Consider the following 23,709-nt stretch of genomic DNA (forward strand, 5'->3'; position numbering starts at 1 on the left):
CGCTTCTCAAATCGCCCGGAACTGTTCATTGTGCCGGCCCGAAACGAAAAGAAGTGGAGCAGCATCAATGACGGAGGGGGTCTCGCGCCGCCGGTTTGCCAAGCTGGCGGGATTGTCCGCAGCTGGGATTGCGAGTCCCCTTGTCGCCGAAGCCAAGCCGGCTCGGCCGCCGCGCAATGCAGGCGGTTTTCCGGCGGGCTTTCTCTGGGGCACGGCGACCTCGTCCTATCAGGTCGAGGGCGCGGTCGAGGAGGACGGGCGAGGGGCCTCGATCTGGGACAAGTTCGTCCGCATCCCCGGAAAGATCGAGGACGGCACCACCGGCGACCGCGCCAACGAGCACTATCACCGCTACAAGGAGGACATCGCCCTCATCAAGGAGCTCGGCTGCAAGGCCTATCGCTTCTCGGTGGCCTGGCCGCGGCTGTTCCCGGACGGCGACGGCAAGCCCAATCCGAAGGGGCTCGACTTCTACAACCGTCTCGTCGACGAGCTCCTGAAGAACGGCATCGAGCCGTGGCTGACCCTCTATCATTGGGACCTGCCCCAATCGCTCCAGGACCGCTTCGGCGGTTGGCGTTCGACCGAGACCTGCAAGATCTTCGGCGACTACGCGGCCTATGTCGCCGCGCACCTCACTGACCGCGTCAGGAACGTGTTCACGTTGAACGAGAGCGGGCGCTTCGTCTATTTCGGTTACGGCGTCGGCATCGACGCGCCGGGCTTGAAGCTGCCGCAAGCCGATGTCAATCAGATCAGGCACAACAGCGCGCTGGCGCACGGGCTCGCGGTGCAGGCGGTGCGCGCCCATGGCCGCCGCGGCACCAGGGTGGGGCCGGCGGAGAACATCGATGCCTGCGCGCCTGCCTTCGACACGCCGGAAAACGTGCGGGCCGCGGAGATCGCGCTGCGCGAGATGAATGCCGGCTACCTCAACGTCATCATGACGGGCCGCTATACCGACCCCTTCCTGAAATACGCCGGGTCCAACGCGCCGAAATACACCGATGCGGAGCTCAAGATCATCTCTTCGCCGGTCGATTTTCTCGGTCTCAACATCTATGCGCCGCAGAACTACGTGGTGGCCTCCGACCAGGGCGCGGGCTTCAAGCCGCTGCCGATCCCGAAATCGTTCCCGCACATGAATTCGGACTGGCTGCGCGTCGGGCCCGAGACGATCTACTGGGTGCCGAAGCTGGCGGCGAAGATCTGGAAGACGGATGCGATCTATATCAGCGAGAACGGCACCTCCGGCGACGATGTGGTGTCGCCCGACGGCAAGATCTACGACACCGATCGCATCATGTATCTGCGCAACTATCTCGCCCAGCTCCAGCGCGCCACCGACGAAGGCGTGCCGGTGCGCGGCTATTTCCTCTGGAGCCTAATGGACAATTTCGAGTGGGTGTACGGCCTTAACAAGCGTTTCGGGCTGTACCACGTCAATTTCGACACCCAGGTCCGCACGGCAAAACTCAGCGCCAGCTTCTACCGCAACGTGATCGCGAAGAACGCGGCGGGGGCGTAGCTCTTCTCCCTCTCCCCGTTCTTACGGGGAGAGGGCAGGGGTGAGGGGCTCTCTCCGCGAGTCCATCTGTCACCCTGTCACCGTTCTTGCTGAGGCTCCCCCTCACCCGGATTTTCCGCTGCGCGTAAAATCCGGCCTCTCCCCGCACGCGGGGAGAGGCGAGCGCCGCACATTGACTCTCTTCTCCCCCTTATTCAAAACCGTTCTCAACACCCATAAACAAGAGGACGACGCCAATGCCTGACGCGCTGATCATTGATGCCTGCCGCACGCCGCGGGGCATCGGCAAGGCCGGCAAGGGAGCCCTGTCGGGCATTCATCCGCAGCAGCTCGGGGCGACCGTGCTGCGCGCACTCGCCGACCGCACCGGCATCGATACCGCCGATGTCGACGACATCGTCTGGGGCTGCAGCGCGCAGGTGGCAACGCAAAGCGGCGATCTCGGCCGCATGTCGGCGCTCGATGCCGGCTACGACGTGCGCGCCAGCGCGGTGACGCTCGACCGCTTTTGCGGCAGCGGCATCACCAGCGTCAACATGGCGGCAAGCTCGATCATGGCGGGTGCGGAAGACCTCGTCATCGCCGGCGGCTGCGAGATGATGTCGATGGAGGGACGCCGCGGCGGCGGTCCGATGATGATGGACGGCGGCAATCTGCGTCTGCGGGCACGGCATCCGCAGTCGCATCAGGGCGTCTGCGCCGATGCGATCGCGACGCTGGAAGGCATCACCCGAAGCGACGTCGACGCGCTCGGGCTGGAGAGCCAGAAGCGCGCCGCGCATGCGATCGCGAACGGCCACTTCAAGAACAGCCTCGTGCCGGTCCACCGCGAGGACGGCAGTCTGGCGCTGGATCATGAAGAATACCCACGGCCGCAGACCACGATGGAAGGCCTCAGCAGCCTGAAGCCCGCGTTTCCGGCCATCGCGGACTACGCGCTCGACGACAAGGGCACGACCTATCGCGGCCTGATCCTGCAAAAGTACCCCGATCTGAAGATCGACTTCGTGCATCACGCCGGCAACTCCTCCGGCGTCGTCGACGGCGCTGCTGCGATCCTTTTGGCCTCGCCCGCTTACGCCAAGGCCCATGGCCTTAAAGCCCGGGCCCGCGTGGTCGCGATGGCCAACATGGGGGACTCGCCGACCCTCATGCTGAACGCACCGGTGCCGGCAACGCGCAAGGTGCTGGCCAAGGCGGGGCTCACCATCGACGATATCGACCTGTTCGAGATCAACGAGGCCTTCGCCGTGGTGGCGGAAAAATATATCCGCGACCTCAAGCTCGATCGGGCCAAGGTCAACGTCAACGGCGGCTCGATCGCGCTCGGCCACCCCATCGGCGCCACCGGCTCGATCCTGATCGGCACCGTGCTCGACGAGCTCGAACGGCGCGACCTCAAGCGCGGTCTTGTCACCATGTGCGCCGCCGGCGGCATGGCGCCGGCCATCATCATCGAGCGCGTCTAGCCAATCGCCCACTGACTTTCTCCCCATTTTTACGGGGAAGAAGACCGGCGACCAGCGATCCGACCCTTATTTTTCAGGGTGAAACACGACCGGCCTCTCATAAAGAGGCCGGTCGTCGCTTGTCGAAAGCGGCGAATCAGTTCTAGCAAGGTTGCGTGCGGGCCTTTGAAACAAGGCAAAAACTGCTGCCCGAGGCTTCATCCGCTCCGGAAGTAGCTAAAAAGCAGGGTTTTTTGTCACAGCAGGCCAGAAAAGCCCGTAATTTCGCGACAAAACTGTGCAGAAGGCTATAGGCCTTCAACGGTTGGTCTAATATGCAACCGGCAACGAATCAGAGGAGACACGATGCCGACCCAGATGTCCAAATCGCAATTGATCGAAAAGATTGCGACCGCCACCGAGCTTTCCAAGCGTGACGTCAAGAACGTCATGGAGACGCTGACCGACGTCGGCCACAAGGAGCTCAAGAAGAACGGCCTGTTCCTGGTGCCGGGCTTCGCCAAGTTCGTGGTCATCAAGAAGCCCGCGACCAAGGCGCGCAAGGGCACCAACCCGTTCACGGGTGAAGAGATGATGTTCAAGGCCAAGCCGGCCCGGAAGATCGTCCGCGCCCGCCCGGTCAAGGCCGCCAAGGACGCCGTGGGCTAACAACGCAAAGGCCCCCTCGAACGAGGGGGCCTTTTGTCTGGGGCTGCCGCGAGGGTTCGAGACGGAGGGCTCAACCCTTGCGGCGCTTCACTCGGACCGTAGCAGGCTGAAGCCGCGGCTCGGGTCCTGCGAGCCCATCGCGAATCCGGTCGATCGCGCGATCGAGCAATTGGCGCAGCCGCTGCGTCTTCCGCGACCGCTTCGCTCTTTCCAGCAGTTTCTTCATCGCCTTTACTCCGCCGCTTCCTTGGCTTCAGCCGGCTCGAGCGCCGCGGCGATGGCTTCGTCGACGCGCTCCAGCCAGATGAACTCGAGGGTGTCCCGCGCGCTCTTCGGGATGTCGTCATAGTCCCGCTTGTTGCGCGCCGGCAGCATCACCCGTTTCAGGCCGGCAGCAGCCGCAGCCACCACCTTCTCCTTGATGCCGCCGACCGGCAGCACCAGGCCGCGCAGCGAGATCTCGCCGGTCATCGCGGTGTCACTCCTCACCGTGCGGTTGGTGAGCAGGGAGGTCAGCGCCGTGAACATCGCAACGCCCGCGCTCGGCCCGTCCTTCGGTGTTGCGCCCGCGGGGACGTGAACGTGGATGTCGCTCTTCTCGAACGCTTGCGGATCGATGCCGAGCTGAGAGGACCGGCTCTTCACCAGCGTCAGCGCAGCCTGCACGCTCTCGCGCATGACGTCGCCGAGCTGGCCGGTCAAAATCAGCCCGCCCTTGCCGGGCACGCGCGTGGCTTCGATGAACAGGATGTCACCGCCGACCGGCGTCCAGGCAAGGCCGGTGGCAACGCCCGGAACGCTGGTGCGCAGTGCGATCTCGCCCTCGAAGCGCGGCTGGCCGAGCACGGTGGCGATGTCCTTTGCCGTCACCACGACCTTCGCGGCCGTGCCTTCGGCGACCTGCACCGCGGCATGGCGGAGCACCTTGCCGATCTCGCGCTCGAGGTTACGCACGCCGGCCTCGCGGGTGTAGCCCTTGACGATCAGCTTCAAGGCCTCCGGCTCGATCTCGGCCTGCTCGGCCGAGAGGCCGTTGGCCTCCAGCTGCCGCCGTACCAGATAGCGCCGCGCGATCTCCAGCTTCTCGTCCTCGGTGTAGCCGGCGAGGCTGATCAGCTCCATGCGGTCCAGCAGCGGACCCGGGATCTGGTCGAGCATGTTGGCGGTCGCGATGAACACGACGCGCGACAGGTCGAAGGGCACGCCCAGGTAATTGTCCCGGAACGTCCCGTTCTGCTCGGGGTCGAGCACCTCCAGCATCGCGGCGGACGGATCGCCCTGCACGCCACGGCCCATCTTGTCGATCTCGTCCAGCATCATGACGCAATTCCGCGCGCCCGCCTTCTTGATGCCCTGGATGATGTTGCCGGGCAACGCGCCGATATAGGTGCGGCGGTGACCGCGGATCTCGGCCTCGTCATGCACGCCGCCGAGGCTGACGCGCACGAAAGGGCGATCCATCGCGCGCGCGATGGATTGGCCGAGCGAGGTCTTGCCGACGCCGGGCGGGCCGACGAAGCACAGGATCGGCGCCTTGCCCTGCGGGGCGAGCTTGCGCACCGCCAGATATTCGATGATCCGGCTCTTGATCTTCTCCAGGCCGAAATGGTCGGCATCCAGGATGGCTCGCGCCTCCTTGATGTCGATCGGCTTCTCCGCGGGCAGCGCCCAGGGCAGCTCGATCAGCCAGTCCAGATAGGTGCGGACCATGCCGGCCTCGCCGGCAGCCTCCGGCATGCGCTCGTAGCGGCGCAGCTCCTTCTTGGCATGCGCTTCCGCTTCCGGCGGCATGTTGGCCTTGGCGATCGCAGCCGTCAGCTCGGTGACCTCGGCCTGCTTGCCGTCGCCTTCGCCCAGTTGGCGCTGGATCGTCGCCATCTGCTCGCGCAGGATCGCCTCGCGCTGCCGCTCGTCGAAGGAGGCCTTGGTCTGCTGGCCGATTTCGTTGCTGATGCGCAGCACCTCCAGCCGCTCGGCCAGGTGCTTCGACACCTTCTCCACGCGAAGAGCCAGGTCGATGGTCTCCAGCACCTCCTGCTTGTCCTGCGGCTTGATGTCCATGAACGAGGTTGCCAGATCCGCCAGCGCGCCGGGCGCGCTGGTGCCCTGGAACATCGCGGCGAGCTCGGGCGGCGCCTGCGGCAGCAGCTCGATCGCCTCGATGGCCTGGCGCTGCAGGTTCAGCGCGCGGGCCTCGATCTCGGGCGAGGTCGTGGTCGGCTCGGGGATCTGCTGGAAGCGCGCGGCCGGGAACGGCGTCCCCGGCAGGAAGTCGAGGATGCGCGCGCGCTGCACGCCCTGGCAGACGATGTGATGGGTGCCGTCGGGCGCGGTGATGTAGCGCACGATGTTGGCGATGGTTGCGACCCTGTAGAGGTCGTCCGGCCCGGGGTCATTGGTCTCGGGGCTGCGCTGCAGGACGATGCCAATCGGCCGCTGCTCGCGCAGCGCCTGCTGCGCGGCGGCAATGGACTTCGCCCGGCCGATCGTGATCGGCGCGATCGCGCCGGGAAACAGCACCATCTCGCGCACGGGGACGATGATCAGCGCGTCGTCGGGGATCTTCACGTCGTTATTGCTTTGTTCGTTGTTCATCTGTTCGGTGGCCATGATCGACCTCAGGATTTCGCGAGGCGCAGTGCGACGCAGCCGTCCATCACGAAGCGGCTGATGGCGTAACGGCCGAGGGGCAATGCAATGCGGCGCTCAAAACGCCCTTGCGGCAGCTCGAGCCGATGGATGCGGGCGTTGCGAAGCTCCGGCGGGAGGGTGCGCTGACCCGAGATGACGAGCACGCCGTCATGGATGACGGTCTCGACATTGTCCGGATTGACGCCGGGAAGCGCGACCAGGATCAGGAGCTCACGCTCGGTCTCGAGCACGTCGATCGGCGGCTCCCAGCAGGCTTCCTGGCGGCCGAACTGCTGGCGCAGCCGATCGGCGCGGGTCAGCGAGTCCAGGGCTTCGGACAGCATCCAGTCGAGGGGATTTTTGGGTTGCATGATGCGGGCTCTGGGGTGGGAAAGCCTGCATATGGGGCCGGTTCCAAGGAAATCCAGTACGGTGGCGCGCACGTGCCATGCGCCGCCGTGCGATCAAGACAAGCGAACGCCGCGGCATGCGGCCGCGACGTTCCGTTCATTGGCAGGGCGCGGGCTCAGGCCGCCGCGCGGTACTCTTGTTCCGCTTCGAGGTTGATCACGGAGGTGGCGAGCTCGGTCAGCGTCTGATCGGTCGCCTCTTCCTCGTCCAACGTCTCCTGGAGCAGCCTTGCGGCGTCCTGCATGCCGAGCTCTTCGGCCCAGGTGCGCAGCGTGCCGTAGCGGGAGATCTCGTAGTGCTCGACCGCCTGCGCTGCCGCGAGCAGTCCGGCATCGAGCGCCGGCGCGCCCTTGAACTCCTTCATGATCTCGGCGCCCTCGTCGGCAATGCCGTTGATGGCCTCGCAGGGCTTGCCGCGTGCCGGCTTGCCCAGCATCTTGAAGATCTGGTCGAGCCGTTTGACCTGGCCCTGGGTCTCACGCAAATGCTTGTTGAAGGCGGCCGTAAGCTCCTTGGAATTCGCGGCCTTGGCCATCTTGGGCAGGGTCTTGATGATCTTGTTCTCGGCGAAATAGATGTCCTTCAGCGTCTCCAGAAACAGGTCGCTGAGCATCTTCGGCGCCTGACGCGGCCGGCGCGCCGCGGTCTTCTTGGTCGTGCGTTTCTTCGCTCGTTTAGCCATACGTCCTCCTCATGAGGTAACACGGGAAGGCCTCGCCCTCCTCAATCCTCAGGCGATCAAAGCCGCGCCATGAATGAAAGTTCCAAACTGCAACCGGCGAAGGCTCAGGTCGGGCGCTTGTAGGGATCTTCCTGGCGCTGCCGTGCCTCGGTGTTGCGATCGAGCTGCGCCCGCTCGCTGCGGCGCAAGTTGCCCGCCTTCATCACGCCGTAAACGAGCGCCCCGCCGAGCACGAACGCGCCGATGAACCAGAGCCAAAGCATCTGGGCCGAGGCGTGGCCCAGGAGCATGCTAATGCCGCTGTCGCTCATGATTGGTCTCCACGATTGTCCATTGCTATCACGCTGAGCTAAGTCGGCGGTCGAAACCTCGTTCCATGCGACCGCAGCCGGCGACGTCAGACCAGGTCGGTCAGCGGTTGCCGCACCGCTTGCGCTTTCGGCTCGCCGCCCCGGGCGGTGAAGTCTCCGGCTTCGGTCGAGGTCCGCAGCCATTTCGTCACGTCGCTGATTGCTTCCCGCGGCGAGTGGCCGAACTTGCGCAAGCCGCGAAAATATTCGAGCTGAAGGTGGGCCGACGTGCCGCGCTTGGGGATCGACTTCAGATGCTGGATGTCGTTTTCGATGCCGAGATGGTCGACGTGGGGTGCCACCATGGCGATCACCGAATCGAGCCAGCTTCTGAACGAGACCGGCTCGAACGAGACCAGGTCGATATAGGTGCCGTCGGTTCCGTAGCGCTGGGCGCGCCAGCGATTCTCCTCCACCAGCGCGCGGTGCACGGCCGAATAGGTGGCGTTCAGCTCGGGATGGTGGACGGCGTGGCGGACCAGCGCGCGGAACAGCGCCGCGATCGCCACCGAATCCGCGATCGCCGTGCAGCAATCGGTGATGCGCAGCTCGAGCGTCGGATGCTGCAGCGAGGGCCGCAACGCCCACCAGACATAGGTGGCGTTGGGGACGATGCCGGCATCGACCAAGGTCTTCACGTAGGTCTCGTATTCGGAAAGGTTCCGAAACATCTCGGGAAAGCCGGTCCGGGGCAGGGCATCGTTGGCGGCATTGCGGTAGCCCAGCAATCCTGTCGGGTAGCCGCACCAGAACGGTGAGGAGGTCGAGAGCGCCAGCAGCAGCGGCAGGAACGGCACCAGGCGGTGCATGATCTCGACGCGCAAATCGGGCTCGGGGACCTCGACATGGACGTGCAGTCCGCTGATCGGGTTGCCGAGGCCGACCATCCCGAGATCGCTGATGACCTTGCTGTAGCGACGCTTGCGCGTCATGCGCTGCTGCTGCGGCTGCGCCAGCGGGTGTGTGCCGGCCGCGATGATGCCGACGCCGTGGTCCTTGCCGACCTCGGTGAGCACCGCGCGATAATGCGTGAGCTCGGCCAACGCATCGGCCGAAGACGTCAGCGGCGGGGTCGCCACCTCGATCTGCGATTGCAGGATCTCGGTGGTCAGCCGCTCGCCGAGCCGCTTTTGCGCCGCGGCCATGTAGGGCTTGGGCAGCTCGGATCGCGGCGCCGCGGACTGGCGGTTGACCAGAAAATATTCCTCCTCGATGCCGAAGCGGTAGCGGTGCATCGCCTACGCCGCCCCTTGTGCCTTGGCGTGGCGGCGAACCGCGTCTCCAAAAGCCGCCAGAATGCGCGCCGAGGCGTGGTCGGAGCTCGCCCAATAATCGGGATGGAAAAGCGTGCCGAGCGCAAAATCGCTGGCGCCCTCGACGCTGACGGCCTCGATCGAGCCGTCGTCAGCGACGGCCTCCGCGACGAGACCCGGTGCGAGATCGGCGATCAGGAAGCTGTGCAGCGAATTCACTAGAATCGAATCCGCGCCGCAGATCTGCTGCAGGACGCCGCCCTTGCGCAAGGCCACCTTCTGCCGCAGCCGATAGCGGGCATCCTCGTTGTCCGCGTCGGGCGTGCCATGGCGTTGCTCCTCGGGCAAATCGTCTGGCTCTTTCGCCAGCGTGCCGCCGAAAGCGACGTTCAGCTCCTGGAAGCCGCGACAGATGAACAGAGCGGGGATGCCCCGCGCCAGCGCCCGCGGGATCAGGCGCAGCGCGACCTCGTCGCGGAATTCGTCGAACGGGCCGTCACGCTTCTCGTCGACCGTTTGTCCATAGCGGGACGGATGGACGTTGGTCTGTCCGCCGCCGACGAAGAGGCCGTCGAGCCTGTCCAGATAGGCATCGATGTCAGCCTCCGGCGCCGCGGGCAGAATCCGCGGCACGGCGCCGGCGACGAGGCCGATCGCATTGACGCAGACCATCGAAACGGCGGCGAGCTGTTCGCCGCGCGCGACCATGGAATCGGAGAGAATGCCGATCTGCGGTGCGCCGCTGCGCCCCTGCCACTGCCCGCGCGAGGCGCTACGCCGCCACTGCTGAAGGCCGTACGCCACGGCATCCGCTGCGCTGCCGAATTGATGAATCGCCGCCTTGAGCTCTCTGACGTTTGTCCCTAATCGAAGTGCCCAACGGCTGCAGGCAACGGGATCGTGCGGATCAATTCTGGAACGGGGCTCGTGCAATTGCTTCGGCTGCTTCTGTTCGTGTATCGATGCACAGTGAAACGGCAATCGTCGGGAATGGTTGCTTTGCGATTGCACCGTTCGATCTCATTGCCTCCGCACCAGCCTTAACTTTTGTTATGGCTCTCGCGCGTCCTCGGCATGCTGCTCGCCGCCTATTCCGTGCAGTTCGTCATCAACGGGGTCGGTCCGGATCGGCCTGCCCCAGTAGCTGCGACAATCTGTTAACCTGTCGCTATCCCGTTCGGCCGGAGTGTCACGGGATCCGGGACGCTTTCGCTTGCACTGTCATGTTGCTTTGACGTAACTCGGTCCAACAAGCCCTCGACAGGAAATCGACATGTCGATGACAGCGGACGAGCTCGGCAAGAGACAGGCCATTATCGACGCCTGCCGGCGCATGAACGCGCTCGGCATCAACCAGGGCACATCGGGCAATATCAGCGTCCGGCATGTGGACGGCCTCCTGGTCACGCCGACCAGCGTGCCCTATGAGGCCATGCGTCCGGACCAGATCGTCTTCATGGCCATGGACGGCTCGCACGCGCCCGACCAGAAGCCGTCGAGCGAATGGCGCTTTCATCGCGACATCCTGAAGTCGCGGCCCGACGTCAACGCCGTCGTGCACGCCCATCCGACCTATTGCACCATCCTGGCGATCATGGGCATGGAGATCCCGCCCGTGCATTACATGATCGCGGCGGCGGGCGGCGACAGCATCCGCTGCGCGCCCTACGCGACGTTCGGAACGGCGGAGCTGTCCGAGCACGCCGTGCGGGCGCTGGAGGGCCGGCTCGCCTGCCTGCTCGATCATCACGGCATGATCGCGATCGGCAAGACCCTGGACAAGGCGATGTGGCTGGCGGTCGAGGTCGAGACGCTGGCGCGGCAATATCACGGCTGTCTGCAGATCGGACAACCGCCGCTGCTCCCGAGCGACGAGATCGAGCGGGTCCGTCAGCGCATGGCCGGCTACGGCCTGTCGGAACGGTAGGGCGGGCCAGACGGTGTTAGTGCGGATCAAACATCTCGTCGATCGCAAGAAGACGAACCGCACCATGGTTCGGCTGCGCGCCCTGCTGCGCAGCAACGAGTTCTACCTGATCCCGCTGGCGCTCGTGATCGGCACGCTCGCGGGCGCGGTCGTGACGCTGATGGCCCACATCGCGCAGATCGCGCATGTCGTGATCTACGGCATTCCCATTGACGTCCACCTGTCGGCCCACGCGAGCGTCAGCCCATGGGCGGCACTGATCGCGCCTGCGCTCGGCGGGCTGGTGCTCGGAATCATGGAATGGTCGCGGCGGCGCATGAAGATATCGAACGCGGTCGATCCGATCGAGGCAAACGCGCTGCGGGGCGGCAATCTGTCGATGCGCGACAGCGGGGTGGTCGCAGGCCAGACCCTGATCTCGAACGGCTGCGGCGCCTCCGTCGGCCTCGAGGCGGGCTACACCCAGATCGGTTCGGGCATCGCCTCGTTGATCGGCAAATTCTTCAATCTCCGCCGCAACGATCTGCGCCTGATGGTCGGCTGCGGGGCCGCGGCGGCGATCGCGGCGGCGTTCGGCGCGCCAATCACCGGCGCCTTCTATGCCTGCGAGCTGATCGTCGGCGTCTATGCCGTAGGCAGTGCCGCGCCGATCCTCGCCGCCTCCCTTGCGGGCGCCTTGACCGCGCAATGGCTGGGCGGCGCGCCATACTCGCTGGAGATACCCAAGGTCAGCGCCGTCGGCGTCGAGCAATATCTGGCACTGATCGGGCTCGCCCTCATCACCAGCGGCGTCGGCATCGCCGTGATGCGCTCCTCGCCGATGTTCGAGCGGCTGTTCGCCTGGATGCCGGTCTGGCTGCGTCCTGTGATCGGCGGGCTCATCGTCGGCGGGTTCGCCATCATCACGCCGCAGGTTCTCGCGGCCGGCCATGGCGCCATGGTGCTCGATCTCTTCCACGACATGACGATCGGCCTGATCGCGCTGATCATCGCCTTGAAGGTGACGGCCTGCCTGATCTCGCTCGCCTCCGGCTTTCGCGGCGGCCTGTTCTTCGCCTCGCTGTTCGTCGGCAGCCTGATCGGAAAGTTCTTTGCCGCGGTGCTGCTGCTCATCAGCCCGAACTTCGCGATCGATCCGCTGGTGGCGATGTTGACCGGCATGGCGACGCTCGGCGTCGCCATCGTCGGTGGCCCGCTCACGATGTCGTTCCTCGTGCTCGAGATGACACGTAACGTCGACGTCACCGCCGTGGTGCTGGCCGGCTGCATCGTGACCTCGATCTGCGTGCGCTTCATGTTCGGCCATTCCTTCTCGACCTGGCGCCTGCATCTGCGCGGCGAGACCATCCGCAGCGCCAACGACGTCGGCTGGCTGCGCAATCTCACGGTCGAGCGCCTGATGCGCTCGGACGTCGGCAAGGTGCCCTCGACCACGACGATCGCCGCCGCGCGCCGCGAATTCGCGCTCGGCTCGCGGCCGGGAATCGTCATCGTCAACAATGCTGACGAATATATCGGCCTCGTCCTGCTGCCCGATTTGTTCTCCAGCGACCTCGACACCATCGCCGACGACATCCAGGTGGTCGAGCTTGCCCGCCTGATCGACATCGTGCTGATCCCGGAAATGAACGTGAAGTCGGCGATGGCGGTGTTCGACGAAGCCGAGGCGGAGATGCTGGCGGTGGTCGATTCCACCGACAGCCGCAAGGTGGTCGGCTTCCTCACCGAGAGCTTCGCCCGCCGCCGCTATGTCGAGGAAATCGACAAGGCGACGAGAGGCGTGCTGGGGGCGCTGTCGTAGGCGCGGTTACCGGCCGGGTGGTGCTGCGACGAGCGAGGCCACGATCCGGCGGACCAGCGGCAGCACCAGGGTCGGGAAGGCGACGAGCCAAGACAGTCCCCAGGCGCCCGGCCAGGCCGCCAGGAACGCCGGCGTTGCCCCCAGGCTCCGCAGCGTCGAAATGACCGATACCACCGCCGTCATGAGGATGGACAGCACGAATGGCATCACGATCGGCGCATAGCGCGCCGGCAGTTTGCGAACCACAATCATCTGGTTTCTCTAGGAAAGGGCGCGTCGATCTCGGTGAACCTGGAAAATGGCATCGATCCCGACGGCGTCGGTTGATGCGTTGGTTCACGTAAACGCTTACGGCGACCGAAAACGGCGCGGCCGTTCATTAACCGCTCAGGTTGGCTGGTTCAAGCTGGGTCTGATCGTTCGGGATTTACAATCGTTCAAAGCGTGGCAGATCGCCGCGATCATGAAACCATTTCAGTGGTTTGCGGATTATAGATCGTTTGCTTATGTTTCTTTGGGCGAGAACAGAGGAAATTCGAACATGAGTATTGGACCCGTGATTTCCGCAGCCGGCCGCAACACGATCGTGGTCGCGCTCGCTGGCCTCGCCCTGATTGCGGCTTCCGCATCCCCGTCCGCAGCGGCTTCGGCCGGGACACCGGCCGCCAAGTCGGCTGTCAAGGCGGTCGTTGCCGGCCAGGCTGCCTCCGACGTCACCGATTTTAGCTCGCACCGGCGGCGTTACTATCGACGCGGGCCGAATGCCGCGGGTCTCGCCTTCATGGGCATGGCCGCAGGTCTGATCGGAGGCGCGATCGCCGAGAGCCGCCGCCGCGAATATTATGAAAACCGCTATTATTATGGCTATGGCCCGCGTTACTACGGCGGCCCTGGTTACTACGGCGGTTCCGGCTACTACTACGATCCGGGCTATCGTTACGCACCGTACTGAGCGCTCCAGGTCTCGACGAGCTCAATCTCGTCTCTCGTAGCCCGGATGGAGCGAAAGCGTAATCCGGGGCTGCGCGCTCGGCATCTTGCGCTGTCCCGGATTACGCTTTCGCTCCATCCAGGCTACGGGACCGAGGTGTGTCGCGGCGCTGTCAACCCGCTCGCGCGAAAATATTCCGCTTTACCGAAATTCGGAAATGACGTATGTGTCGCCCATCCCGGCTCAATCTCGAGGGGCGATCATGAGGTCGTCATTGTCGCGAGCCGGGCTTGCGGTGGACGCGGCAGCGTCGTGTACGAGAGCTGAGGGCAGGGCGGATTGCTCTCCGTGAGCCCCTAAGCTTCGTACGGACGAGCGGCGCTGTCAGGTTCGTCGCGCCGGCATTTCGATGGCAACGTGCACAACGCCGTCGAACCCTGCGGCGCCAACGAACCGCGCGTACGGCAAAACCGTGTGGTCCTGGCCGTCGTTGCTACGGTCAAGCTCTGGCGAATGCGGCATTGGCGTCAACCGGCGCGGTGCCGGCGACTTTCGCGGGAGCGAGGGAGGCCAGGGGGAACTCGGCTCCCGGGAGAGCGCGGCATAAGCCGTCCGACCATCGCGCAGGGAAGGCCGTGTGTTGGGCTTCACCTGTATGCTGCTGTGCGGTTCTTCCTGCGTGTGCTTTTCGCGCAGCGGACCGCGGGTGCCGCCGGCACCCGGCCTTCCCTGCGCCCTCTTGCATCTGAGGGCGGCGAGACGAAGCAAAGCTCGGGCGAAGCAGCCGCGAGGCCGAGTACGCACGTCTGCGTCCACACATTCGGTGTCATCGCCCGGCTTGACCGGGCGATCCAGTACTCCGAGACGCCAGTGATTGAATCGAGAGGCCGCGGCGTACTGGATTCCCCGCTCCAGTGCGCGATTGCGTACAAGGCGGGGAATGACAGTGTTACTTGGAGAACGCACCATCGCCTCATCTTCGTCGTTCCGAACGCAGCACCACGCTCAGCTCTCGTGCCCCGGACGCAGCGCATCCGCGCCGGCGCCCTTTGCCCCGCAAAACCGTCGGTGGACTCACCTCCTGCAATCCGGTTCAATGGACGAGTTTTGAGGCGATCGAGCAGGCCGGGTGGCGTGCCCAACTCATGCGAGAGCCTCTCGCGCCCCTTGCGCGAAGCCCGACGGAGTGCTTTTTGCTGAAAGTTCCCCGTGGGGCGCGCATCGCCCCCGATCCAGAGAGATGAGATGAGCAAACTCGTTATCCGCGCCGGCGACTTCACCTTCGATGCCCGTTTCGAGGAGCAGGCGGCGCCCAAGACTGTCGCCGCCTTCCGCAAGGCGCTGCCGTTCGAAAGCCACATCATCCATGTGCGCTGGAGCGGCGAGGGCGTGTGGATGCCGCTCGGCGACCTCGACTTCGGCGTCGGCTACGAGAACCACACCAGCTATCCCGCGCCCGGCCAGATCATCCTCTATCCCGGCGGCATCAGCGAAACCGAGATCCTGCTGGCCTATGGCGGCGTGCACTTCGCGAGCAAGATGGGCCAGCTCGCCGGCAACCATTTCATCACGCTGACCTCGGGCCTGGAGAACCTCGCAACGCTGGGCAAGAGCGTGCTGTGGAAGGGCGCGCTGCCGATCCGCTTCGAGGAAGTCTGAGTGACCGAGCCCCGCTACCCGCGCGATCTCCGCGGCTACGGCCGCAACCCGCCGCATCCGCAATGGCCTGGTGACGCGCGGGTCGCGGTGCAGTTCGTCGTCAATTTCGAGGAGGGTGGCGAGAACAACATCCTGCACGGCGACCGCGCCTCGGAAGCCTTCCTGTCCGACGTGCTCGGCGCGCAGCCCTGGCCCGGCCAGCGCCACGCCAACATCGAATCCATGTTCGAATATGGCTCGCGCGCCGGCTTCTGGCGGCTGTGGCGGATGTTCAACGAGCGGAGCTGGCCGACCACGGTGTTCGGCGTCGCCACCGCGCTCAAGCGCAATCCCGAGATTGTCGCTGCGATGAAGGAGGCGGGCTGGGATATCGCCAGCCACAGCCTGAAATGGATCGAGCACAAGGACATGACCGAGGCGCAGGAGCGCGCCGAGATCGCCGAGGCCATCCGCGTGCATACCGAGGCGACCGGCGCACGTCCGCTCGGCTGGTACACCGGGCGCTCCTCGATCAACACCAACCGTCTGCTGATGGAGGAGGGCGGCTTCCTCTATCTCTGCGACTCCTATGCCGACGATCTGCCCTATTGGGTCAAGGGCGCCAGCGGCAAGCAGCTCATCATTCCCTATACGCTCGATGCCAACGACATGCGGTTCATCAACCCGCAAGGATTTGCCGAGGGCGAGCAGTTCTACACCTATCTGAAGGACGCCTTCGATGTGCTCTATGCGGAAGGCGAAACCGCGCCAAAAATGATGTCGGTCGGTCTGCATTGCCGCCTCGCGGGCCGGCCCGGCCGCGCAGCGGGCTTGATCCGCTTCCTCGACTATATCGGCAAGCACGAGCGCGTCTGGGTGCCGACGCGGCTTCAGATCGCGCAGCACTGGCACGAGAAGCACGCCCATCTTGCCGCCGACGCATTCGAGATCGGGTGAGATGATGTCGCAGATTTCACTCGCCGATCTCAACGCTGCAAGCACGGCCGACTTCGTCGCGGCGCTCGCCAACGTCGTCGAATATTCGCCGTGGATCGCCGAGCAGCTCGCGGCAAAGCGGCCGTTCGCCGGCATCAACGAGCTGCACGCCGCGCTGATGGCCGCGATCCAGAGTGCCGAGCCTGACGTGCAGCTGGCGCTGATCCGGGCGCATCCCGATCTCGCCAACAAGACGCAGCGCGCCGCGGGCCTCACCGCGGAATCGACCGACGAGCAGAACAGCGCCGGGCTCGACCGGCTGTCGGATGCCGAATATTCCGCGTTCGAGCGGGCCAACAACGCCTACCGCGACAAGTTCGGCTTCCCCTACATCGTCTGTGTGCGCCGTCACACCAAGGATTCCGTGCTGCGCGACTTCGAGGCGCGGCTGCTCAACATCGCCAAGACCGAGATAAGGCGTGCGATCGAGGAGATCGGCCGCATCTCGGCGCTGCGGCTCGACCAGCTGGTCGCCGCCGACGACAGGCTGAAGGTGCACGGCCGGCTCTCGACCCATGTGCTGGACAACCAGATCGGCAAGCCCGCACCTAGCATCCCGATCGAGCTCGTGGAGCTCGCGAGCCTTGGCGAGAACCGTGTCATCGCGCGCACGGTGACCAATGCCGATGGCCGCACCGACCAGCCGCTGATCGGCGGCCGTCCGCTGCCGATCGGCCGCTACGAGCTGCGCTTCAGCGTCGCGAAATATTACGCCGCGCGCAACGTGCCGCTGTCCGATCCGCCGTTCCTCGACGAGATCCCGCTGCGCTTTGCGATCAGCGAGCCGGAAAGCCATTACCACGTGCCGCTGCTGGTCACGCCCTGGAGTTACTCGACCTATCGCGGCAGCTAGAGCACGATCCGGAAAAGTGCGTAGCGGTTTTCCGACAAGATCATGCTCAAAACAATAACCTAAAGCGCGATGACGATTCATCCTAGTCGCATCGCGCTTTAGACATGCTGTGCCGATGCGGCGGCTGACGCCGCGTCGGCCTCCGCGGCAGCGCCACCGCTCAATCCGTTGAAGAAGGCATTGAGCAGCACCGACACGACCGCGCAGAGCAGAATGCCGGACTCCAGCAGCGGGTGCAGATCGTGCGGCAGATTGCGGAAAAAACCGGGAGCAACGAGCGGTATCAGTCCAAAGCTGATCGAGATCGCGACAATGAACAGATTGTAGCGGTTGTTGCGGAAATCGACCGAGGCCAGGATGCGTGCGCCGGTGGCCGCCACCATGCCGAACATCACGAGGCCGGCGCCGCCGAGCACGACCAGCGGCACCGCCTCCACCAGCGCAGCGAGCTTCGGCAAGAGCCCGAGCACGAGCAGGATGCAGCCGCCCGTCACCGTCACCCAGCGCGAGCGCACGGCCGTGACCGAGACGAGGCCGACGTTCTGCGAAAACGAGGTATAGGGAAACGTGTTGAAGATGCCGCCGAGCAGCGTGCCGAGCCCGTCGGCGCGCAAGCCGCGGCTCAGGGCTTCGCGGTCGACGGCCTTGCCGGTGATCTCGCCGAGCGCCAGGAACATACCGAGCGATTCGATCATCACCACGATCATGACGATGCACATGGTGATGACAGGCACCAGGTGGAATGCGGCATGCCGAAGCGGAAGGGAAGCACGAGTGCGCCCCAGGAGGCGGCGGCGACCTTGTCGAAATGCATCACGCCCAGAATGCTCGCGAGCACCGCGCCGGCAATGATGCCGAGCAGCACGGCGACGTTGGCGAGAAACCCGCTGCCCCATTTGATCAGGCCGAGGATGACGAGCAGCACGAACAGCGAGATGCCGAGCCCCTGCAATTGCCCATAGGCTGGATTGGGAAAGCTGCCGGGAACGCCGTCGACCACCTTCGTCAACGTCGGTAGGCCGCCGCCGGCCCAGTTGATGCCGACGCGCATCAGGGAGATGCCGATGATGAGAATGATGGTGCCGGTGACGACGGGAGGAAACAGCGGCAGCAGCCGGCTGACGAACGGCGCAACGACGATGCCGAACAGGCCGGCGGCGATCACGGAGCCGTAGATGCCGAGCAGGCCGATTTCCGGTGAAGCTGCCATCGACAGCATCGGGCCGACCGAAGCAAAGGTCACGCCCATCATCACGGGCAGGCGGATGCCGACGCCGGGGAAGCCGAGGCACTGGACCAGCGTCACAAGTCCGCAGGCGAACAGGTCGGCGCTGATCAGGAAGGCGACGTCCTCTGGCGGCAGCTTCAGCGCGCGGCCGATGATGAGGGGGACCGCGACCGCGCCGGCATACATCACCAGCACGTGCTGGAGCCCGAGCGCGAGCAGGCGCGGGACCGGCAGGACCTCGTCGACGGGATGGACGTCGTTGCTCATGGATGTATCCCCCGAAACATCTATCTAGCCAAATTTGTCATGGAGCGCCGGAAACAGCCGGTCCGGCTTGAAGGGCGGCGCAGTAAAGCGAATGCCGGTGGCGTCTGCGATCGCGTTGCCGAGCGCGGCGGCGACCGGATTGTAAGGGCTCTCGCTCATGGACTTCGCGCCGAGCGGGCCGATCGTGTCGGACGTCTCGGCGAAGAGGACCTCCGTGCGCGGCACGTCGGCGAAAGAGGGCAGGTGGTAGTCGCGGAATTTCGGATTGGTGACGCGCCCGCTCGCGTCGATCACCATCTCCTCGTAGAGCGCAGCGCCGAGCGCCTGCGCCACGCCGCCTTCGACCTGTCCGCGGCACTGCATGGGATTGGCGACGACGCCCGCGTCCGCGGCGTGCACGCTCCTGAGAATCCGGAGCTCGCCGGTCGCCTTGTTCACCGCGACGCGAAAGCCCTGCACGTTGAACCCCACCGATCGCGGCGTGCCGCCGGACGTGCCGCTGCCTGCGAACGGCCGGTCGCGCTCGCGGGCGAGCTTCGCCAGCTCCGTAAAAGGCATGCGGCGGACGCCGCTGACGACGGAGTCCGCATCGAGCGCACAAGTCTCCACATCGCACAGCCAGGCGTCGGCGGCTGCCGCCTTCAGCTCGCTCGCAAGCTGCATGGAGGCCGCATGCGTCGCCTTGCCCGCAACGAAGGTGCCGGCGCTGCCATACGCGCCGGTGTCGTGGCCGCCATGGGCGGTGTCGGACTGGCGCAGACGAATCTTGTCGACGGTGGTCGCCAGCGTGGTCGCCGCGATCTGGCGATGCACGGTGCTGGTGCCGTTGCCGAACTCGGCCGTGCCTACGGTGAGGTCGAAGCCTCCGTCGTCGTTGAGTGCGATCGTCGCATCGGCGAAGTGGCCGGCCGGCGGCACGGTGTCGATCATGGTCAGCGCGATGCCGTCGCCGATCAGCCAATCCGGCGACAGCTCCGGCTGCGGGCCATCGGCCTGCATCGCGCGCTCGACGAGATCGAGGCACTGGTCGAGCCCGTAGGAGCCGTAGAGCACGTCGTGATATTCGGACGGCGGCGGCGACAGCATGGGATCGCCGGGCCTCACGATATTGCGCCGGCGCATCTCGTAGGGACTGATGCCGAGCTGCCCCGCCAGTTCGTCGATCGCCGCTTCCACCGCGATCAGCGCCTGCGGCAGGCCATAGCCGCGAAACGCGCCTGCCGGCACGGTGTTGGTGTAGACGGCGACGCCGTCGACCCGCTTGTTCGGGCAATTGTAGACGGCGATGGACTCCGCCAGCGCGTGGAACATCACCGGGCCGGCATGATTGCCGTAGGCGCCGGTGTTGGAGAGCACGTCGAGCTGAAGCGCGGTGAGCTTGCCGTTGCTGTCCGCGCCGGCCTTGACGTGGATCCGCATCGGATGCCGCGTCGAGGTCGCGATGAACTGCTCCTCGCGTGTCAGCTCCAGCTTGACCGGCCGCCCGGTCTTCAGCGCGGCAAGCGCCAGGATGTCCTCGACGAACATCTCCTGCTTGCCGCCAAAACCGCCGCCGACGCGTTCGCAGAACACGCGGACCTTGTCCATGGGAAGCTGGAAGATGTCCGACAGCGCACGCCGGGTCAGGAACGGCACCTGCGTCGAGGTGCGGACGGTGAGAACGCCGGAATCATCGAGCCAGGCAAGGCCACCATGGATCTCGAGCGCAGCGTGCTGCACACGGTGACTGTGGAAAGTGGCCTCATAGGTGGCGGCAGATGTGACGAGGGCCGATGCGACATCGCCGAACTCGCCATGCGTCTCCGCGACCAGGTTGCGCTGGGCATCGGCAACACGGTTCGCAGTGGTGCGGTCGGGATGGATGACCGGCGCACCCGGGGCCATCGCCAGCTCCGGATCGATCAGCGCCGGCAGGACCTCGTAACTGACTTTCAGCTTGCGGCATGCCGCCTCGGCGGCGGCTTCGGTCTCGGCAACGACCGCGGCAACCTTCTGGCCGATGAAGCGGACGACAGCGTCGAGGACGCGAGTATCCTCCGGGTCCATCCAGTCCTTTTCGTGCCGCGCCGTCGAGATCAGGACGGACGGCGCATCCTCGTGCGTCAGCACGGCGTGCACTCCGGGGATGCTCAGCGCGTCCGACTTGTCGATCGCGACGATCCTGGCGTGCGCATGCGGCGAGCGCAGCAGCTTGATGTGCAGCAGACCATCGATTGCGGTGTCGAAGGTGTAGCGTGCCGTGCCGCGGACCACGTCGGGGCCTGCGGGGGCGGGCAAGCTGCGGCCGAAGGCGGCGCCGGCCTCGACGCTCGCCTCGACATTGGTCTTGCCGAGGATCGCGTCCTCGATCGACCGATAGCCGGTGCAGCGGCAGATATTGCCTTTCAGCGCCGTGCCGAGATCGGTGCGCTGCGCCTGGTTCAGCGAGGCGCAGGTCAGGATCATGCCGGCGGTGCAGAATCCGCATTGAAAGCCCTGCGCATCGAGGAAGGCCTGCTGCATCGGATGCGTGCCGTGATCGCCGCCAAGGCCTTCGATCGTGGTCACGCTGCGGCCCTCGGCCCGGAACGCCGGGATCAGGCAGCTGTGCACGGGCTCACCGTCGAGCAGCACTGTGCAGGCGCCGCAGTCGCCGGCATCGCAGCCCTTTTTCACGCCGAAATGGCCGAGCTCGCGCAGGAACGTGCGCAGGCACTGGCCGGCGCGCGGCTCCTGGGAAAATCCCTTGCCATTGACCTCCAGGCTCATGCGGGTATCGCTCCCAGCAGCTCGACGCGAATGTCCTCGGCCAGGCGCAGCGTCATGTGCTTGCGCCAGAGTGGCGCGCCATGGATGTCCGTGTGGTACAGATCATCGGTAATCTCCTGAATGAGCGCGGCGCGCAGCGCGCCTGCGTCCGGGGCTTTGCGGAAGCGCAGCTGGATCGGCCGCACCGTCGACGCGGTGACCGTGAGTGTCAGCGTATCATCGGCTTCGAGACTGCCGATCAGCAGCGCCGCGGAGCGGCCGACGGGCGCCAGCGAGATCTGGCGGAAGGCCGTGCGGCGCTTCAGCGCGGGAAGCGGGATGTCGATCTGCCGGAGCAGGTCGCCTGGCGTCAGGCGATTGCGCTGGTTGCCGGTGACGAATTCGGTGACCGGAAGCCTCTGTTCACCGCCGCCGGCCTTCCAGATGGTGCAGACGCCGTCGAGTGCCGACGTCAGCGAGATCATCGGTCCCGCCGGCAGCGACATGCAGAGATTGCCGCCGACGGTCGCGGTCTTCCAGATCTTGAACGAGGCAAGGAAGGCCCGGCAGCACTGGTTGATCAGCGGCGCTGCGAGCCAATCAGAGGGGCAGGCGAGTCCATCGAGCTCTGCGATGGTGCAAGTGGCGGCGATCGAGAGGTGGCTCTCTGTGATCGCAAGTGCCGGCCATTTCAGATCGGTGAGATCGATCAGTCGCGTCAGATGCGTTTGCGGCTCCGAGAACAGCCAGGTGCCGCCCGCGAGCCAAGCATCACCTGCCGTCCAAACGGGCAGCTGGGCGCGCGTTTGCGGATGGGCGACGGCTGTGATGGTATTCAAGTCCATGGCTGCGCCAACGCTTCCGACGGTTGAATGGTCCGAGCGAAGTGTTGCAAGACGGGAGCCAAGTGGCAACAACAAGTCGAAGCAAGGACGCGATCGTCCTCGGCCTTGCAGGTCCGCCGTCAGGGTGGGCGAGGAGAAGCAGGATCATGACTGAGGCAAGTTCGACCTGGATCAGGGATCCCCTGGCCATCCTCGCCGACGGGGCCGAGCGCGGCATTGTCGTGAAGGACGGCCGGATCGTCGAGCTCGTGCCGGCGGGCGGTGTGCCCGCAACCGCCGATGTCGCAGTGTTCGATGCGGGCGAACACGTCGTGCTGCCGGGCCTGATCAATACCCATCATCACTTCTACCAGACGCTGACGCGGGCGCTGCCGGCCGCAATGGACCGCGAGCTGTTCCCCTGGCTCCAGGCGCTCTATCCGGTGTGGGCGAAGCTGACGCCGGAAGCGCTCGAGCTCGGCGTCACCGTGGCGATGTCCGAGCTGTTGCTCTCCGGCTGCACCACCACGACGGATCACCACTACGTCTTCCCGCCCGGACTCGAAGACGCCGTCGATATCGAGGTGGCGGTGGCGAAGCGCCTCGGCGTGCGCGTGCTGCTCACGCGCGGCTCGATGAACCTGTCACAGCGCGACGGCGGCTTGCCGCCCGACAGTGTCGTGCAGGACGAGGACACCATTCTCGCCGATAGCGCCCGCGTGGTCGCCAAGCATCACCAGCGCGGCGCGGATGCGATGGTGCAGATTGCGCTCGCGCCATGCTCGCCGTTCTCGGTGACGACGTCGCTGATGCGCGCCACGGCCGATCTCGCCGACAAGCTCGACGTGCGCCTGCACACCCATCTCGCCGAAACCGAGGACGAGAACAGCTTCTGCCAGCAGATGTATGGCTGCCGTCCGCTCGACTATCTCGAGCAATGCGGTTGGCTCAATGCGCGCACCTGGCTCGCCCATGGAATCTTCTTCAATCCGGACGAGATGAGACGGCTCGGCAAGGCCGGCACGACCGTCAGCCATTGTGCGTGCAGCAACCAGCTGCTCGCGTCGGGCTGTTGCCCGGTGTGCGACATGGAAGAGGCCGGCGTCGGGATCGGCATTGGTGTCGACGGCTCGGCCTCCAACGACGGATCCAACCTCATGCAGGAGGTGCGGGCCGCGTTCCTGCTGCAACGCGCGCGTTATGGCGTCACGAAGGTCAGCCACAAGGATGCGTTGCGCTGGGCCACCAAGGGCTCGGCGGCATGTGTGGGCCGGCCGGAACTCGGCGACATCGCCGTCGGCAAGGCCGCCGATCTTGCGCTGTTCCGGCTCGACGAGCTGCGCTTCTCCGGCCACGGCGATCCGCTGGCTGCGCTCGTACTGTGCGGGGCGCATCGCGCCGACCGGGTGATGGTGGCTGGAAAATGGGCGGTGATCGACGGTGCGATCCCGGGTCTCGATGTGGCAGACCTCATCCGCCGCCACAGTTCCGCGGCGCGGGCCATGCAGGCTGGATAGCCGGGCGAAATAGAGAAAGAGGGGGCAG

Annotated in this window: 19 protein-coding genes and 2 pseudogenes; 10 read left to right on the top strand and 11 right to left on the bottom strand. The window is 65.5% G+C overall.

Annotated features, from left to right (window positions below; all coding sequences use genetic code 11):
• Positions 1-67: 67 nt before the first annotated feature.
• The 3 genes from I6F37_RS19540 (at position 68) to I6F37_RS19550 (ending at position 3,645) form a co-directional block, all read left to right on the top strand.
• Complete coding sequence (locus I6F37_RS19540; protein ID WP_225152331.1) at positions 68-1,528, top strand: GH1 family beta-glucosidase; 1,461 nt, start codon at positions 68-70, stop codon at positions 1,526-1,528.
• Between the two features lie 236 nt (positions 1,529-1,764).
• The gene (locus I6F37_RS19545; RefSeq protein ID WP_225152333.1) at positions 1,765-2,997 is read left to right on the top strand and encodes an acetyl-CoA C-acetyltransferase; all 1,233 of its coding nucleotides are present in this window, start codon (positions 1,765-1,767) and stop codon (positions 2,995-2,997) included.
• A gap of 345 nt (positions 2,998-3,342) precedes the next feature.
• Positions 3,343-3,645, top strand: a complete 303-nt coding sequence (locus I6F37_RS19550; protein ID WP_018320691.1) for an HU family DNA-binding protein — start codon at positions 3,343-3,345, stop codon at positions 3,643-3,645.
• A 231-nt stretch (positions 3,646-3,876) separates the two neighbouring features.
• On the opposite strand, the gene lon is transcribed toward I6F37_RS19550, so the two are convergent.
• The 7 genes and pseudogenes from lon to I6F37_RS45925 form a co-directional block, all read right to left on the bottom strand.
• Positions 3,877-6,255 (bottom strand): endopeptidase La, encoded by a 2,379-nt coding sequence (gene lon, locus I6F37_RS19555; protein WP_225152334.1) that lies wholly within the window; start codon positions 6,253-6,255, stop codon positions 3,877-3,879.
• 8 nt (positions 6,256-6,263) lie between these two features.
• A complete protein-coding gene (locus tag I6F37_RS19560) occupies positions 6,264-6,647 on the bottom strand; it encodes an Hsp20/alpha crystallin family protein (protein ID WP_024342525.1) in 384 nt (127 codons plus the stop codon).
• A 155-nt stretch (positions 6,648-6,802) separates the two neighbouring features.
• Positions 6,803-7,369, bottom strand: a complete 567-nt coding sequence (locus tag I6F37_RS19565; protein ID WP_036042072.1) for a ferritin-like domain-containing protein — start codon at positions 7,367-7,369, stop codon at positions 6,803-6,805.
• Positions 7,370-7,473: 104 nt separating this feature from the next.
• Positions 7,474-7,680 (bottom strand): hypothetical protein, encoded by a 207-nt coding sequence (locus I6F37_RS19570; RefSeq protein ID WP_036007833.1) that lies wholly within the window; start codon positions 7,678-7,680, stop codon positions 7,474-7,476.
• Between the two features lie 86 nt (positions 7,681-7,766).
• A complete protein-coding gene (locus tag I6F37_RS19575; RefSeq protein WP_225152336.1) occupies positions 7,767-8,954 on the bottom strand; it encodes a carboxylate-amine ligase in 1,188 nt (395 codons plus the stop codon).
• 3 nt (positions 8,955-8,957) lie between these two features.
• Entirely contained in the window at positions 8,958-9,776 is an 819-nt protein-coding gene (locus I6F37_RS19580; protein WP_244608944.1) for a gamma-glutamyl-gamma-aminobutyrate hydrolase family protein, read from the bottom strand.
• Positions 9,777-9,782: 6 nt separating this feature from the next.
• Positions 9,783-9,983: pseudogene (locus I6F37_RS45925) on the bottom strand (DUF3606 domain-containing protein); the annotation flags it as partial.
• Between the two features lie 262 nt (positions 9,984-10,245).
• Between I6F37_RS45925 and I6F37_RS19585 the strand changes: the two are divergent.
• A complete protein-coding gene (locus I6F37_RS19585) occupies positions 10,246-10,899 on the top strand; it encodes an L-fuculose-phosphate aldolase (protein ID WP_193375084.1) in 654 nt (217 codons plus the stop codon).
• Between the two features lie 13 nt (positions 10,900-10,912).
• Positions 10,913-12,700: a chloride channel protein gene (locus I6F37_RS19590; RefSeq protein WP_109142961.1), complete on the top strand. Its 1,788-nt coding sequence runs from the start codon at positions 10,913-10,915 to the stop codon at positions 12,698-12,700.
• 6 nt (positions 12,701-12,706) lie between these two features.
• Here I6F37_RS19590 and I6F37_RS19595 read toward each other — a convergent pair whose 3' ends face one another.
• Complete coding sequence (locus tag I6F37_RS19595; RefSeq protein ID WP_225152338.1) at positions 12,707-12,952, bottom strand: DUF2798 domain-containing protein; 246 nt, start codon at positions 12,950-12,952, stop codon at positions 12,707-12,709.
• Positions 12,953-13,241: 289 nt separating this feature from the next.
• On the opposite strand from I6F37_RS19595, the gene I6F37_RS19600 reads away from it, so the two are divergent.
• The 4 genes from I6F37_RS19600 to uraD all read left to right on the top strand — a co-directional run bounded on the left by I6F37_RS19600 (position 13,242) and on the right by uraD (position 17,118).
• The gene (locus I6F37_RS19600) at positions 13,242-13,652 is read left to right on the top strand and encodes a hypothetical protein (protein ID WP_225133400.1); all 411 of its coding nucleotides are present in this window, start codon (positions 13,242-13,244) and stop codon (positions 13,650-13,652) included.
• Positions 13,653-14,876: 1,224 nt separating this feature from the next.
• Positions 14,877-15,290, top strand: coding sequence for a DUF3830 family protein (locus I6F37_RS19605; RefSeq protein WP_036045261.1), 414 nt, complete (start codon positions 14,877-14,879; stop codon positions 15,288-15,290).
• On the top strand, positions 15,291-16,226 hold the full coding sequence (puuE, locus tag I6F37_RS19610; RefSeq protein WP_109142962.1) for an allantoinase PuuE: 936 nt from the start codon (positions 15,291-15,293) through the stop codon (positions 16,224-16,226).
• Between the two features lie 4 nt (positions 16,227-16,230).
• A complete protein-coding gene (uraD, locus tag I6F37_RS19615; RefSeq protein WP_057028791.1) occupies positions 16,231-17,118 on the top strand; it encodes a 2-oxo-4-hydroxy-4-carboxy-5-ureidoimidazoline decarboxylase in 888 nt (295 codons plus the stop codon).
• A gap of 98 nt (positions 17,119-17,216) precedes the next feature.
• On the opposite strand, the pseudogene I6F37_RS19620 reads toward uraD, so the two are convergent.
• The 3 genes and pseudogenes from I6F37_RS19620 to I6F37_RS19630 all read right to left on the bottom strand — a co-directional run bounded on the left by I6F37_RS19620 (position 17,217) and on the right by I6F37_RS19630 (position 22,185).
• Positions 17,217-18,613, bottom strand: a pseudogene (locus tag I6F37_RS19620) (nucleobase:cation symporter-2 family protein).
• A 24-nt stretch (positions 18,614-18,637) separates the two neighbouring features.
• Entirely contained in the window at positions 18,638-21,361 is a 2,724-nt protein-coding gene (locus I6F37_RS19625; protein WP_225152340.1) for a molybdopterin cofactor-binding domain-containing protein, read from the bottom strand.
• On the bottom strand, positions 21,358-22,185 hold the full coding sequence (locus I6F37_RS19630; protein ID WP_225152342.1) for an FAD binding domain-containing protein: 828 nt from the start codon (positions 22,183-22,185) through the stop codon (positions 21,358-21,360). Before I6F37_RS19630 ends, I6F37_RS19625 begins: the two co-directional genes overlap by 4 nt.
• Before the next feature lie 146 nt (positions 22,186-22,331).
• Here I6F37_RS19630 and I6F37_RS19635 point away from each other — a divergent pair, with 146 nt between their 5' ends.
• A complete protein-coding gene (locus tag I6F37_RS19635; RefSeq protein WP_225127633.1) occupies positions 22,332-23,681 on the top strand; it encodes an 8-oxoguanine deaminase in 1,350 nt (449 codons plus the stop codon).
• Positions 23,682-23,709 lie beyond the last annotated feature (28 nt).

Origin of the sequence: Bradyrhizobium sp. NBAIM08, assembly GCF_020193935.1 — a bacterium.
Classification (GTDB): Bacteria; Pseudomonadota; Alphaproteobacteria; order Rhizobiales; family Xanthobacteraceae; genus Bradyrhizobium; species Bradyrhizobium yuanmingense.